The organism is Staphylococcus sp. HMSC06C11, from assembly GCF_001808345.1.
In the GTDB taxonomy this organism is placed as follows: Bacteria; Bacillota; Bacilli; order Staphylococcales; family Staphylococcaceae; genus Staphylococcus; species Staphylococcus capitis.
Genome location: NZ_KV793036.1, coordinates 65,886 through 79,815 on the forward strand (window position 1 = coordinate 65,886; position 13,930 = coordinate 79,815).

The 13,930-nt window shown below is 30.8% G+C and carries 20 protein-coding genes and 1 pseudogene; 3 read left to right on the forward strand and 18 right to left on the reverse strand.

The window, feature by feature from the left end; translation table 11 throughout:
- Positions 1-3: 3 nt before the first annotated feature.
- Positions 4-753 carry an amidohydrolase family protein gene (locus HMPREF3154_RS02975; RefSeq protein ID WP_030061295.1) on the reverse strand — a complete coding sequence of 250 codons (750 nt, stop codon included), beginning with the start codon at positions 751-753 and terminating at the stop codon, positions 4-6.
- Positions 754-909: 156 nt separating this feature from the next.
- Between HMPREF3154_RS02975 and HMPREF3154_RS02980 the strand changes: the two genes are divergently transcribed.
- Complete coding sequence (locus HMPREF3154_RS02980; RefSeq protein WP_030061297.1) at positions 910-1,167, forward strand: helix-turn-helix domain-containing protein; 258 nt, start codon at positions 910-912, stop codon at positions 1,165-1,167.
- Between the two features lie 70 nt (positions 1,168-1,237).
- Here HMPREF3154_RS02980 and HMPREF3154_RS02985 read toward each other — a convergent pair whose 3' ends face one another.
- The 13 genes and pseudogenes from HMPREF3154_RS02985 to HMPREF3154_RS03045 form a co-directional block, all read right to left on the reverse strand.
- Positions 1,238-1,591, reverse strand: coding sequence for a magnetosome magnetite crystal formation protein family (locus tag HMPREF3154_RS02985; protein WP_023349918.1), 354 nt, complete (start codon positions 1,589-1,591; stop codon positions 1,238-1,240).
- A gap of 83 nt (positions 1,592-1,674) precedes the next feature.
- The gene (locus HMPREF3154_RS02990) at positions 1,675-2,238 is read right to left on the reverse strand and encodes a DUF5067 domain-containing protein (RefSeq protein WP_030061299.1); all 564 of its coding nucleotides are present in this window, start codon (positions 2,236-2,238) and stop codon (positions 1,675-1,677) included.
- Positions 2,239-2,374: 136 nt separating this feature from the next.
- A complete protein-coding gene (locus HMPREF3154_RS02995; protein WP_023349920.1) occupies positions 2,375-2,629 on the reverse strand; it encodes a hypothetical protein in 255 nt (84 codons plus the stop codon).
- A gap of 328 nt (positions 2,630-2,957) precedes the next feature.
- Entirely contained in the window at positions 2,958-3,200 is a 243-nt protein-coding gene (gene rpsR / locus HMPREF3154_RS03000) for a 30S ribosomal protein S18 (RefSeq protein WP_001831354.1), read from the reverse strand.
- Between the two features lie 46 nt (positions 3,201-3,246).
- A complete protein-coding gene (ssb, locus tag HMPREF3154_RS03005; RefSeq protein WP_023349922.1) occupies positions 3,247-3,756 on the reverse strand; it encodes a single-stranded DNA-binding protein in 510 nt (169 codons plus the stop codon).
- 21 nt (positions 3,757-3,777) lie between these two features.
- On the reverse strand, positions 3,778-4,074 hold the full coding sequence (rpsF, locus tag HMPREF3154_RS03010; RefSeq protein ID WP_002434058.1) for a 30S ribosomal protein S6: 297 nt from the start codon (positions 4,072-4,074) through the stop codon (positions 3,778-3,780).
- A 132-nt stretch (positions 4,075-4,206) separates the two neighbouring features.
- A pseudogene (locus tag HMPREF3154_RS03015) lies at positions 4,207-4,371 on the reverse strand (recombinase family protein); the annotation flags it as partial.
- Between the two features lie 115 nt (positions 4,372-4,486).
- Positions 4,487-5,233: an HAD family hydrolase gene (locus HMPREF3154_RS03020; protein ID WP_002434512.1), complete on the reverse strand. Its 747-nt coding sequence runs from the start codon at positions 5,231-5,233 to the stop codon at positions 4,487-4,489.
- 3 nt (positions 5,234-5,236) lie between these two features.
- Entirely contained in the window at positions 5,237-5,653 is a 417-nt protein-coding gene (locus tag HMPREF3154_RS03025; RefSeq protein WP_227489929.1) for an NUDIX hydrolase, read from the reverse strand.
- Complete coding sequence (locus HMPREF3154_RS03030; protein WP_030061331.1) at positions 5,650-6,540, reverse strand: DMT family transporter; 891 nt, start codon at positions 6,538-6,540, stop codon at positions 5,650-5,652. The genes HMPREF3154_RS03025 and HMPREF3154_RS03030 overlap by 4 nt, the downstream gene beginning before the upstream one ends.
- A complete protein-coding gene (locus tag HMPREF3154_RS03035) occupies positions 6,540-6,923 on the reverse strand; it encodes an NUDIX hydrolase (RefSeq protein WP_030061333.1) in 384 nt (127 codons plus the stop codon). The genes HMPREF3154_RS03030 and HMPREF3154_RS03035 overlap by 1 nt, the downstream gene beginning before the upstream one ends.
- Before the next feature lie 12 nt (positions 6,924-6,935).
- Entirely contained in the window at positions 6,936-7,613 is a 678-nt protein-coding gene (locus tag HMPREF3154_RS03040; RefSeq protein ID WP_070474339.1) for a hypothetical protein, read from the reverse strand.
- Between the two features lie 3 nt (positions 7,614-7,616).
- The gene (locus HMPREF3154_RS03045; RefSeq protein WP_070474342.1) at positions 7,617-8,756 is read right to left on the reverse strand and encodes an aminotransferase class V-fold PLP-dependent enzyme; all 1,140 of its coding nucleotides are present in this window, start codon (positions 8,754-8,756) and stop codon (positions 7,617-7,619) included.
- A gap of 641 nt (positions 8,757-9,397) precedes the next feature.
- Between HMPREF3154_RS03045 and HMPREF3154_RS03055 the strand changes: the two genes are divergently transcribed.
- On the forward strand, positions 9,398-10,213 hold the full coding sequence (locus HMPREF3154_RS03055) for a GH25 family lysozyme (RefSeq protein WP_002434109.1): 816 nt from the start codon (positions 9,398-9,400) through the stop codon (positions 10,211-10,213).
- Between the two features lie 78 nt (positions 10,214-10,291).
- The gene (locus HMPREF3154_RS03060) at positions 10,292-10,483 is read left to right on the forward strand and encodes a hypothetical protein (RefSeq protein WP_002434516.1); all 192 of its coding nucleotides are present in this window, start codon (positions 10,292-10,294) and stop codon (positions 10,481-10,483) included.
- A 132-nt stretch (positions 10,484-10,615) separates the two neighbouring features.
- On the opposite strand, the gene ychF is transcribed toward HMPREF3154_RS03060, so the two are convergent.
- The 4 genes from ychF to HMPREF3154_RS03080 all read right to left on the reverse strand — a co-directional run bounded on the left by ychF (position 10,616) and on the right by HMPREF3154_RS03080 (position 13,765).
- Positions 10,616-11,713 carry a redox-regulated ATPase YchF gene (ychF, locus tag HMPREF3154_RS03065; protein ID WP_002434081.1) on the reverse strand — a complete coding sequence of 366 codons (1,098 nt, stop codon included), beginning with the start codon at positions 11,711-11,713 and terminating at the stop codon, positions 10,616-10,618.
- Positions 11,714-11,724: 11 nt separating this feature from the next.
- Positions 11,725-11,928, reverse strand: coding sequence for a DUF951 domain-containing protein (locus HMPREF3154_RS03070; RefSeq protein WP_002445134.1), 204 nt, complete (start codon positions 11,926-11,928; stop codon positions 11,725-11,727).
- A gap of 20 nt (positions 11,929-11,948) precedes the next feature.
- Positions 11,949-12,830 carry a mechanosensitive ion channel family protein gene (locus tag HMPREF3154_RS03075; RefSeq protein WP_002454411.1) on the reverse strand — a complete coding sequence of 294 codons (882 nt, stop codon included), beginning with the start codon at positions 12,828-12,830 and terminating at the stop codon, positions 11,949-11,951.
- 104 nt (positions 12,831-12,934) lie between these two features.
- Positions 12,935-13,765: a ParB/RepB/Spo0J family partition protein gene (locus HMPREF3154_RS03080; protein ID WP_030061344.1), complete on the reverse strand. Its 831-nt coding sequence runs from the start codon at positions 13,763-13,765 to the stop codon at positions 12,935-12,937.
- Between the last annotated feature and the right edge of the window lie 165 nt (positions 13,766-13,930).

Consider the following 13,930-nt stretch of genomic DNA (forward strand, 5'->3'; position numbering starts at 1 on the left):
TTACTACTTTGTAATCCTATAAAAATGCATCGCATTTTTGTAAAAGATCTTTTCTTGTTCTTCTTTAGAGAAGTTTTTCTCAATCAGTTCAATGTCTGACTTCTCAAATGGACGTTTTGCTCGAGTAGATGGTAAGTCTGTGCCAAACATAATCGCGTTAGAATTAATTTCCATCAGTGCTTTAAGAGTTTGTAAAGGATCAACCTCTATTCGACCGAAACCTGTCGCTTTTACATAAACCCCATTACGAACTAAATCTTTTAAATCTTCAAAGCCTTCTTTAGTAAGCCCCAGATGGTCTATTGAAACTTGAGGCAATTCTAAAATAATATCTTTAATTTCACCCAATTTTTTTGATTCAATATAAAGCTCAGTATGCCATCCCACTAAATCATAGACACGCTGTGCAAATGATTTAAGATGTCTTAAATCTTCCGAACCTCCTCTTTTTACATTAAACCTTACTCCTCGTACTCCTAATTCGTTTAATTTTATGATTTTTTCATCAGACGTTTCTACAGGTAGTTGAGTTGTACCTACAAAGTGTCCTTTTAAACTTTTAAGTGCATGTATTAAATAATCTTGATTGAATCCTTGGAATGAGCCAGAGACAATTACACCATCATCGATCCCTAGATCTTTTTGCCATATTTCATAATCTTCTTCTTTAAATTCTGGAGGCATATAACCTTTATTTTCTTTTACAGGATAATCAAAATTAATAATATGAAAATGTGCATCAAAAATTTTCATTCTAGCACCCCCTAATTTTTTATTTTATTAATTTATTACCACAAAAATTAAATATAACGACACATTTAGATTTAATATCACATTGAAAGCTCATTTTTATAATTATAGAATAAAAATACACCAAGATGATATCAGCAAGAATTGGAGTTGTTTCATATGAATTTACATATTCTATATAATTTAAGAACTAAACGCCATTTAGAAATTGAGGAATTAGCCCAACAGTTAAATGAGAAATACGGAACGCACTACGAAGCTCATCAAATTTGGGAGTGGGAAAATCACTACCACGAACCTAAATTTAAAGATGCATTGCATTTAGCTGATTTCTTCAACACTCCATATCAAATGTTTCTTGAAAGTAAAGTTACAGAGTATCAAAAGCATTTAGATGATGTGGATATTAGAATGTAGCACGCGATACAAAAAGAAAAGCTAAGATAGTACGTTTCAGTATAATAAACGTATTACCTTAGCTTTTTTATCATTTCTTTCCTTGATTTAATATTTTAACCCCAGTAACAATGCTTATAATCAAACAGATTAAAGCTAAAATACCAAAGATAATTCCAACAATTAAACTAATAATGAAAACTGCATCAGGATGCGCATGAGCACCATTATGTGCGTATTTAGCATTATTAAAAGCACTTTTCATTATCCAAACAAATATAGTCCATGAAATATGATTAATTAATGAGTTTTTACCATATTTTGACATTGGTTTATCAGCGAATATCCATACGCAAAATGGAAATAGCAACGGCGCGAATAAGATACTAAAATAACTTAAAGCCGCAAGTAATTTTTGATTTTTAGTCATTTCAATATTGTTCATTTCAATCACCTCTACAAAACTTATTAAAACACAAACAATTGCCTTTAATAACCTTCATAGCGATATCTTTCAGTAGTGTAAGTTTATCGATTGGAAAGTTGATTTAAATCAACTGTTTTAAGTTCTGAAATAGGGTAATCTTGTTCAGCTAATATCTTACCTTCATAACCTCGTTTCGCTTGCAGAACAACCTTTTGGGCATTATTAAGGTGATAAATTACCATTCCTTTACGCGTCTCACCTTTTTCTATTTTTTCATCATTCTTAGTAAGCCATTTTCTATAGTGATACAAATGCTTTGTATTCTTTCTCATCCCTAAGGGTTTATCGTTTTGTAAAACTCTAAAACCTTTCTCCCAAGAGTTTTTTACAGTTACACTGTATTTATCAGATTTACTCTTCACTTTGTATTGAATAGCTAAATCAGTAACATTATTACGAGGATCCCTTAGTATGAAAATCCTTTTGATTTTAATTATCTGTTTATCGAGAACCAATTTATTATTCTTAAATTGCACAATATTATTATTTAACATCTTATGTACTAATTTATTTTCACTTTTAACCTCATCTTTTTGAGCTTTACTCTTATCGCAAGAAACACCAAACAGACATAATATTAAAATAGTAGCAAGAATTCTTTTCAATACACTCACCCATAAAAATTAATAATTATATTATACTATAATATTTTACTTCATTTGGTGCAGGCAGGTATTTACTTAGGAGGAAAATTTAAATTCTTACTCCTGGTCTCCATAATCAAATCATTATTTTATTTCTCTATTCATCATCGTCATCATCGAAGAATACATCATAAATAAGTTCAATAATCGTTATAACCAAACCTAAAATAACTATAGCGTTAGCAGTTTTGTTATCAAAAATATGTATAAAATCAATTTTACTTATTATATTAAAAAACCATCCATGTCTATCATTATTTATATTAAAATAATCAAAGACAAAAGCCACAACAAACGTGACCACTAAATTGATAAATAAATTTTTAAGAACTTCCTTTAAATTATATTCCATCGTAAGACTCCTTTGTTTATTTAATACCGTCAATACTTAACTTATCATAAACAAAGTAAATTGATATAAAAAATTAAAAAATTGCCTATACTAATATAAATTACTAATCTAGTTATATATTTAATGAAAAGATATACTTATTACTAAATAGTGGGGCGCATCTGCGCGGAGTGTACTTGAGGTTAACTGTTGTGACGGTTGCCTTTTTTTATGCTCAAAATTTCAAAAACTCTTAAATTATGCCCTTTAACTGCCCTTTTTCTAAAATTTAAAGCACAAAAATAACCCCGTAAGCCTATGCCTACGGGGTTTAACAATAAACTATATATTATTGTTCTTCTTTTACATATGGTAATAAAGCCATATGACGAGCACGTTTAATAGCTGTAGTCAACATACGTTGATATTTGGCTGAAGTGCCTGTTACACGACGTGGTAAGATTTTACCGCGTTCAGAGATAAAACGTTTTAATAATTCAGTGTCTTTATAGTCGATGTGTGTAATACCATTTGCTGTGAAATAGCAAACTTTTTTACGACGACGTCCGCCTCTTCTTGGTCCACCTGCCATGGTTAACTGCCTCCTTTGACTTATTTTTCGTTTTTATACGTTCATTTTAGAATGGTAAATCATCATCACTAATATCGATTGGGCCATTAGCATTTGCAAATGGGTTGTCTGATTGATTAGCGTTTGATGAATTATTGTTATTGTAAGACGTATTTTGTCCTGATTGTTGACCACCGAATCCTTGACCATAGTCTTGGAAATCGTTGTTTTGTGAACGTTGGCCACCTTGTTGTGAATTCTTAGGTTCAAGGAATTGAACACTATCACACACAACTTCAGTAACAAAAATACGACGACCTTCTTGATTTTCATAACTACGCGACTGTATGCGACCATCAACGCCAGCTAAACTACCTTTAGATAAGTAGTTATTAACATTTTCAGCTTGTCTTCTAAAGACAACACAGTTAATGAAATCAGCTTCGCGTTCCCCTTGAGCATTCGTGAAAGTACGATTAACTGCTAGAGTAAATGTCGCTACACTTACGCCTGAGGGAGTGGTTCTGTATTCTGGATCTTTCGTTAAACGACCTACTAATACAACTCTATTTAACATTTAAACGCCCCCGTCTAATTATTACTTATCTTGGTCTTCGCGAATAACGATGTAACGGATGATATCGTCATTGATTTTAGCTAGACGTTGGAATTCGTCTGTAGCTTTATTGTTATCTGTTTTAATACGTACGATGTTATAGAAACCTTCTTTGAAATCATTGATTTCATAAGCTAGGCGACGTTTACCCCAGTCTTTTTCTTCTAAAACTTCTGATCCTTCTGAAGCTAAGATACCGTTAAAACGCTCAACTACAGCTTTTTTAGCATCTTCTTCAATGTTAGGACGTACGATATACATAATTTCATATGTTCTCATAGTTTATTTGCACCTCCTTATGGTCTATGCGGCTTATCAACATTTATGTGATAAGCAAGGAATAATTTTCATTACTCACAATCCAGAATTATAGCACAGAGTATTACTTTTTACAATTCATTTTATAATGATTCTCTCGTTAAGTTCTTTAACTAATGTGATTAAATCCTCCATATTACATCCTAGTCTATCTAATCTCCAAAAGATAATAGTATCTCTTGATCTCGCAATTTCAATTGCTTTATCTAAACTAGGTCTTTTACTTTTTGAACCACTCACAAGTTTTTTTGTGAACATAGATTCTTTGTTGAGTTTTTGAACACACAAATATATATAATTCTTACTTATTTCGATATAGAAAGAGAGTGTATAGAAAATGGTTATTTTCAGTATACTCCTTTTTTATATGATACTAGTTATTAATTGTAAAATCTTTATATTCATCATTAAGGAGCTTTTTTAGTAGAACTTCTATATTATCTTCGCAACCACAAAGACCATTCTTTTTATATAATTCTGTATCTTTATCAGAATTAGTTAACCAAATGGCAGCCATATTAACATCTAATGCTCCCAAGATGTCATTTTTAAAAGAATCTCCTATAAACAAGCACTCTTCAGGATTGACGTTTAGATTAGACGTGACATTTAAAAATGCTTTAGGGTCCGGCTTTTCATAACCTATATTCTGAGATATAAAAATATTCTTTTCGAATATTGATCTAATATCGAGGTTATCAATTTTAGTGTTCTGTTCTTTAAGCTTACCATTGGTAAGGATGGCGATGTTTACATTTTCTTTCAAGGACAAAAGCAAATCATTTATTTTTCTATTAACAGTTATACTAGACAGCAATTTAGTAAAAAAGGATTGGAAATACTTATTAGCTTCTGCATGAGAAATATCTATATCAAAATGTTTTAAAGTTTTAATTAATCTTAACTCTCGCAATTCATCTAAGGTAATAATCCCTTCATCATGCTGTTTCCAAAAATATAAATCATATTTCTTATATAATTTCATAAAGTCACTATACTCTATGTCTTTAAATAACGTATATTCTTCAAAAGTATCTTTATTAGCTTTTATCCATAAATTATTAAAAGAAAATAGCGTATTATCTAAATCAAAAATAACCAATTTCACTTTTCTAGCCATTACTCACACGCCTTTTAAAATGTATGAAGATTGTTTTAAAATATGGTATAAATTACCATTGCCTGCAAAAATATCAAGATCATTAAAGTTGCTTTGAAGGTCTATCCAATAAAGTGATTGTTCATAATTTGCAGGTGGTATATAGTTTTTATTTAGTATACCAGAATAAACATATATCTGCTGTTTGTCTTGATAATATGTTATATCCATTATTGGATGCAATATCACATCATCGCATGTTAGGGATATCTCTTCTAACATTTCCCTATATACACTAGACTTAAGACTTTCACTTTCTTCAACCTTTCCGCCTATCAAATTATACATATTTTTAAAAGGTGGATTAATTCTTTTACACATTAAGATATTTTTGAAGTTTCTATCAAAAATTGGAATTAGATTGGTCTTTTGCAATATCATCCATTCTTTTTATTAATTGAATATTCTTCATATACTAACCAAATGATTGATACTAGAGTAATGATAAGGCCTAAAATTTTCATGAAATTGGGAAGTGGTCCCCAGAGAATCCATGAAATTATCATAGCTACAGGTAACTCTATAGTAGTTAAAGTTGCCATACTAATTGAACTGACTCTTTTTGTTGAAAACATAAGTAATTCAAATGTTATAATCTGACCTAATATAGCTATTGTAGTACCATAAAAAATGACGTTGGTTTTTAAAAGAGAGAGCTCCTGAATATAAAAAATACTACAAAATAAAGCTGTAATTACTGCTATTGCAAATATATATACCTTTATAAATCCATGATTGGTTGTTTTAGGTAATGTAAACATATTTGTTGCAAATGATACTCCAGCAAACAAGCCCCATAAGCACCCTAGGAAACTTATTTGTGTAATATTAGCACCAATTAAAATAAAGGAGCCAATCCAAAGCATTATAATAGAAAGAATGTGTTTATAATTAAATCTTTCTTTGTTAAAGATCACACCTAACAAAAATAATATCCATGGAAATTGGAATAAACCTAGTGATGCTATGCTTGGATTAGTTAATTTGATCGATGAATAATAGCAAATACCTGTTAGCGCTGTAGTAATACCAGCAATATAGTTAAATGGATTTTTTAAAATATTAGGTGTAAAACTTTTATAAGTTGGATTAGAAACTAAATATCGGATTATAAAATATACTAAACCTATTACTAATTGATATAGTATTATATTGATAGTTTCTACACCATTTACATTAGCCATTTTGACTATATTAGAATTAAAACCAAATGAAATTCCAACGAACAAAGCAGCTATTCCACCGATAACAGAAGGTTTTTTAGACATTAAAACTCGCCTCTTAATTTTGGAATTACAAATTTAGCAATGCCACTACCTATTTCAGTGTTACAGTTTGCATGAATAGGTATCCATTTCACATTATGAATCTCATTATCTGGATATGGTTCGCCGTTTATTTCAGTGATATATGTTCTTAAAAATAACTTTTCATTTTCTAACATAGAAATATCTTCATAATCACCAAAAAATTCCATTTTTGAAATAGTTACATTTAGCTCTTCTCTCAATTCCCTTGATAACGCTTCAATGTCATTTTCTGTCCCTTCATATTTACCGCCAGGTAACATATAAAAATTGGGTGCTTTCTTTTTACTAACGGATAAAATACAATCATTTTTTATAATGACAGCAGCAACTTTTTTAATCATAAAAAAGACTCCTTAATATTGGTAATTTTGCATTAAATCTTTTGTTTTTGTCATAAAATGCACGTGTTCTTCACATATATCTAATTTATCTTTAATGTACTCTCCTACTACTTCTTCCGTTGGTTCACTGAAAGCATCACCAAATATAGAAACACCTTCTAAAGATTTAGAAGATAATCCAAATGTCATAAGAGCATATTTAACATCGTCTTGATTTCCAAAGTTATAAATAGGACACTCGTAATCAATACCATATTTAGCTTCAAATTCTCTAAATAATTCTATTGCAACATTCTTTTGCTCAGCTAAATCTTCTTGATAACCTACACAACCATCAACTATTTTTTTAATACCGTGTTCTAAACAATATACTGTCGCAGCTGCATGTATAGCTAATTTATCGCCTAAAAGCACTAGATTTATACCCCATCTTTTGAAATCGGCTTCTAAATTTTTTATTGCAATACTTCTAAACAGTCCATATGTAGGTAAAATTGTTCTCCCTACAATATTATTTGGAAATCTTTCAATCAATTCTTTAACCCTCATTTCTGAAAGTTCACTTTTTATGCCAATACTACTATTACAAGTTATTAAATGTACTTCTTTATCTTGTAGGGATTCCAAACAAGCAACTAAAGAAGAATCTCTTCCACCAGTAAATAAAATAGCAACTTTTTCTCTTTCCATTATTCATTCCTCCATATATTCTTTAATTTTTTTTAGTAAAAATTGAATGTCCTCTTCATTATTTATAAAACTTAAAGATACCCTTATGGCATTAATATCTACGATATCTTTAGTGAAAATAGAAAAAAACTCTAAATGCTCTTTCAATGCCTTACAGTTAATGTTTTCTGGGAAAGTTAAAGTACAAATATTATAATTGTTGTCTGTAACAATACTTATATTAGCAATATCGGAAACTAAACATTTCATATAATTATTTAAACTTTGCGTTTTTATGTAAACGCTTTCAATTTTTCTCGAACCAGTTAAATATTTTAAAACATCGTTCATACCATAAACACTAGGTCTAAACATAGTTCCTAATTCCCATCTTTGTCCATTGTCTTGAATGCTATAATCGTTATAATCATTAAAGTATTCAAAGGTTGAAATTCCAGAAAATATAATATCTAAATCTTTTTGGATATTTTTCCGAACAAATAAAAAACCTAATCCTTCAGGCCCATAAAGCCATTTATGAGCAGGAAAACAATAAAAATCTGCATTAATATTATGTAGATTTACAGGATATGATCCTGCAGCTTGAGCACCATCTACTAGTACTTTCATCCCTCTACTATGTGCAATATCTATAACTTCTTTAATAGGTACTACTTCTCCTGTCTTCCAAAATATGTGAGATATAACTATCATTTTAGTTTTACAGGTAATTAGGTCTTCTAGTTCCTTGATATTAAATCTTTGCTTTACTTTATACTCTTTGATTACTACGCTTTTTTTGTTTTTCAAATTTATTAAAGGAGATATACTTGCAAGATGTTCCATAGAAGTTGTTATTATTTCATCTCCAGTATTAAATTTCATACCATTAAGAACTATATTAAGGCCAAACGTAGTATTATCAGTAATGGTTATTTCCTCACTATAAGCACCAATTAAATCGGCTATCTGTTCTCGTAAATGAGATAATTGTACATTAAACTTTTTTCTTGATCCTTTTCTTGATCGTCCGTAATAAAATTCATTTTTTATTTCTTTTATCATTTTACATTTTAATTCTTTAATTACTATAGATAATTCACCTGTATTAAAATAAAGATTATTTTTTATAAAATTTCCTCCTTTTAAAATAAATAATAACACAAAAAGAAATTTTTACACATTTTCTAGAAATAGTTCATTTTGTGTTCACTTTTATGTCAACAAGTATTAGAAACATTAATATGATAAATCGATGTATGTAAGAAATTTATTTGTCATTTTACTCATTTATCGCATTATTAACTTTTAAGTATAAAAATTAATTTATAAAGATACTGAAATGAGTAAGAATTTATCTAATTTTAGTGAAGAGGTATGTAAAAAAGCTATGCATAGATATTATAAAATTGAACCTTATTTTAAAAGATTAGAATCAGTGAAAGAAATTAGTGAGTCAACTAAAGTCCCTATTCGTGCGCTTTATAATTGGATTAATAGATACAATAGCGATGGGGTTACAGGTCTCATAGATAAAGCAAGAAGTAATAAGTATCGAATAAATACAGATGAAGATATTAAGAATGAATATTTCAGTACATCCCCTTTACATCCCTGCTCATTTCGAATAATAAATTTTTATAAAATTAAGAACTTTTTATGTTCCGTATAACTTAATATTTAAACATTACAAATCGTACTAAATGCGTTGTTGCGAATTGAGTTTAATTGTTATAGCATAAAAATTACATTTTACATATAATTGTACGTAATTTCTAAATTCTCAATAAAAAAGGAGCACATTTATGTTAAAGAAGGTTACATACTCGATAATTTCATTTTCAATGTTAGCGACAAGTTTGGGCATGGTTAACGCAAATGCAGAGGAATCTTCTAAAAGTCAGTCAACAAGTGAAAAAGGAACAATGGGTTATGGCTACCAACAATATTTAAAGAAACATCCTAATCAAAAAAGTAACGCAACACAAAATCGTTCAACGTTCTCAACTAAATCTAGATCAGCTGTAACTAACACTGGAGAGAGAGTATTAGATATTTCAGAATGGCAAGGTAATTTAACTGACGCTCAAGTTAAAAAACTCAAGAAAAATTATGACTTCATCATTATACGCGGCCAGTATGGTTCAGAATATGTAGATCAATGTTTAGAGCACAATTCAGCTTTATTAGACAAAAATAATATGAAATTCGGTGTTTATTCTTATAGTATGTATGAGAATGCTGATGACGCGCGTTATGAAGCAAGAACTTTATACAATCGTGCTCCAAAAGCTTCATTCTATATTAATGACTATGAACAATCTTCAGTAACGAGCGGCGATGAGAATACAGCTACTCAAGCTTGGGCAAATCAAATGAGACAACTTGCAGGAAACAAAAAAATACTCTTCTATTCTTATGAAAACTTTATGGTAAATCACGTTGCAAATGCAGTGAGTTCGTATGATGGCTACTGGTTAGCATCTTATCAAGCTGAAGAACCTACACGTGAAAAAGTTTTATGGCAATATACTGATAGTTATTATTCACCTGAGTTAGACCAAAATGTAGATGCCAATTACCTTGATAGCAATGTTGATGCTTCTTGGTTCACATCTTAAAATTAATACGAACACAATCGAACAAAAACACTTCACTTTTACGAACATTCGTTCTATAATATAGGTGAGGTGTTTAGCATGAAATTAAATTTAGATTGGAATAAAGATTTCCAAGAATTTCAAGATATCTTAAATTGTGGTATTCACCCTGAATGGCTTTATTGTGCTAAGGCAAATATGGTCCTTGAACCTGCATACACTGGCGAAGGAAAGCAATTCTTTAGCACTCAAGATATAATCGAAGCAAGTGAAGTAATTCCATTTTTTTAAGAATTTGGAAATTCAAATATAAAAGCAATGTAGTTGAGTCACTTAGCCACTTTGAGCATACTAAACTACATTGCTTCTTTTTTATAAAAAAGAGCCATCTCCTAATGAGATAGCTCCATAATATTTATTCAATTATACATTAAAGCGGAAGTGTACGATGTCTCCATCCTTCATAATGTACTCTTTACCTTCTAAGCGTTGTTTACCCGCTTCTTTAGCGCCATTTTCGCCACCGTGTTCAACATAATCTTCATAACTAGTAACTTCGGCACGTATAAATCCACGCTCAAAGTCAGTATGAATAATACCTGCACATTGTGGTGCTGTCATACCTTGTCTAAATGTCCATGCACGAACTTCTTGGACACCAGCTGTAAAGTAAGTAGATAAGCCTAATAAGTCATAAGTAGTTCGAATTAAACGATCTAAACCAGGTTCTTCAATACCTAGATCTTCTAAGAACATTTCTTTATCTTCATCATCTAATGTTGCGATTTCTTCTTCAATTTTGGCACTAATCACAATGACTTCAGAATCTTCTTTTTCAGCATATTCGCGAATTGCTTTAACTTTATCGTTATCTTCATCGCCAATTTCATCTTCACCAACATTAGCGATATATAACATTTTCTTAGAAGTTAATAATTGTGCTTGATTTACCCATTTTTGGTCATCTTCATTGAAATCAATACTTCTAACCGGTTTACCATCTTCTAACGCTTCTTTAATTCTAGTCAAGATGCGCAACTCCATCTCAGCTGTTTTATCCTTTTGACGAGCCATTTTTTCAATTTTAGGTAAGCGTTTATCAACAGATTCTAAATCTGCTAATACCAATTCCATATTGATTACTTCAATGTCATCTAGAGGATTCACTCGACCAGATACATGCGTTACATTTTCATCGTCAAATGCACGAACAACCTGGCATATCGCATCTACTTCACGGATATGGGATAAGAATTTATTTCCTAACCCTTCGCCTTTAGAGGCACCTTTCACGATACCTGCAATATCTGTAAATTCAAATGTAGTAGGAATTGTTTTTTTAGGTTGTACCATTTCTTCTAATTTAAATAAACGTGAATCTGGTACTTCTACGATTCCCACGTTCGGATCAATCGTAGCAAATGGATAGTTTGCTGCTAATGCACCAGCTTTAGTAATTGCATTAAATAGGGTAGATTTACCTACGTTAGGTAAGCCTACGATACCTGCTGTTAAAGCCATTAATCATTCTCCTAACTTTCTTTGTCTTGATGAGATTCAAGAACTTTTTTCAATTTTTTATTAAACGTCTGACGTGGAATCATAATGCTACGCTGACAATTTTCACATTTAATTCTTATATCAGCACCCATTCTTATAATTTTAAAGCGATTTGTTCCACATGCATGTTGTTTTTTCATTTCTACTATATCATTTATTCCGTAATTTGACGTCATAAAATGACCTCCAATGATAATTAGCTTTTACTTTGCTCTTCACTATACTGAGTGAATAGAGGTTGTGGCATGCGTATGCCTTCTTGAATAAACATTTTTTGTGCTTCTTTTCTAATAATACGTGCACCTGAGGCACCTTCGCCAGGAATTGTCTCGGCAGAAATACGAATCGTTGCTTTATTATTCTCTAATGCATCAATACCTTCAACCACTGGATCACTAACAAATAAATAGTACTTACTACGTAATGAAGTAAATAATTTATTTAATTTCTTCTCAACTTGGTCTAAATTCTCATCAACTGAGACTGGAAGTTCCACAATAGATGTGCCGTTAGTAATTGAGAAATTAGTTATCTCTCCCATGCTACCATTTGGCAAAATCGTCAATTCACCAGAAATAGTGTTGATACGCGTAGATCTCAAACCAATAGACTTAACTGTACCTTCTGCTACAGTTGTTCCACCGCTATTGATTTTAACATAATCTCCAACATCAAATTGATTCTCAAATATAATAAAGAAACCTGTAATGATGTCTTTGACAATCGTTTGAGCACCGAAACCTACTGCAACTCCGACCACACCAGCACTGGCGATAATTCCTTCAACACTTATACCAAATTTACTTAAAATGGTAGTAATCACAATAAACCATACGATATATTTTACTACGTTTTGTACTAGTGACACGAGTGTCTTAGAACGTTTCTTGTTTCCTTTTTTACTTTTATTTTGTATTTTAAAAGCTTGTTCAATGACTTTATTTAAAATCGCTATAACGATGAGTGCGACAATGATATAAATCAAAATCATAATAATTTTTATGACAAGATTTTCATAAGTCTCTACTTTAGTTAAAGGTTCAAATAAAGAAGATAAAATATGCTTTACTTGGTTCATAAATGTATTACCTCCTTTTCAAATTTTCCATAATTCCCATATTATAACTTAAAAAAATACAGTTTTAATCAGTCTACAGTTTTAAAAATAACTTTATAACTTCACTACTTTCTATTCAATTGCTGAATAATTCTTTTAAACTCGTCTTCTGATTTAAATTCAAACGTGATTTTTCCAATATTTTTAGACGTGGAAATTTCAACTTTGGAACCATACTGCTCTTTAAGTAACCTTTCCTGTTGTTGAATAAATTTCGGTTTTTTATTGTTCGCTTGCTTTGATTTTGCATTCGACTCGCCTTCTTTTAAATGTGTATTTACATATTGCTCAAGTTGTCGTACGCTCCAAGACTCCCGGACGGCTTCTTTACCTACCTTTTTCATTAAAGCTTCGTCCTTTAAGGATAATAAGGTGCGGCCATGTGCACCAGAGAGCTCTCCCTCTCTAACCATCTTCATAATGGCGGATGGAAGATGGAGTAATCTAAGCATATTCGCAATATAAGGACGTGATTTACCTAATCTACGAGCAACTTCTTGCTGCGTAATCTTTAAATCCGACATTAATTTTTTATAACTTTCAGCCTCCTCAATCGCATTTAAATCTTCACGTTGTAAATTTTCAATAATTGCGAGCTCCATCATATCTTCATCAGATAACTTTTTAACTATCGCAGGAATACTTTCTAACCCAACGATTTGTGAAGCTCTAAAGCGTCGCTCGCCCACTACAATATAATATCCTTGTATGGTTTCTCTTATTACAATAGGTTGAAGGATTCCATGTTGTTGAATGGATTTAGCTAAATCTTGCAATTTATCCTCATCAAAGGTCTTACGCGGTTGGTAAGGATTAGGCTTGATTAAACCTATAGCTACATGTTGAACTTGCTCATCTCTCTCGAGTTGCAAGCGCTGATCATCATTCTGTGTCATATTTTCACATCTTTCTATAAATGATTAACAATTTTTTGCAACACATCATTTCTTAACACTTATTATTTTAAAAATTTCACTCTTGTAGTACAAGCTTTAGTAAATGATTATACTAACTCAAATGAAATTTTTTCAATAACGCGAAACTCTATGTTAAAAGTATTC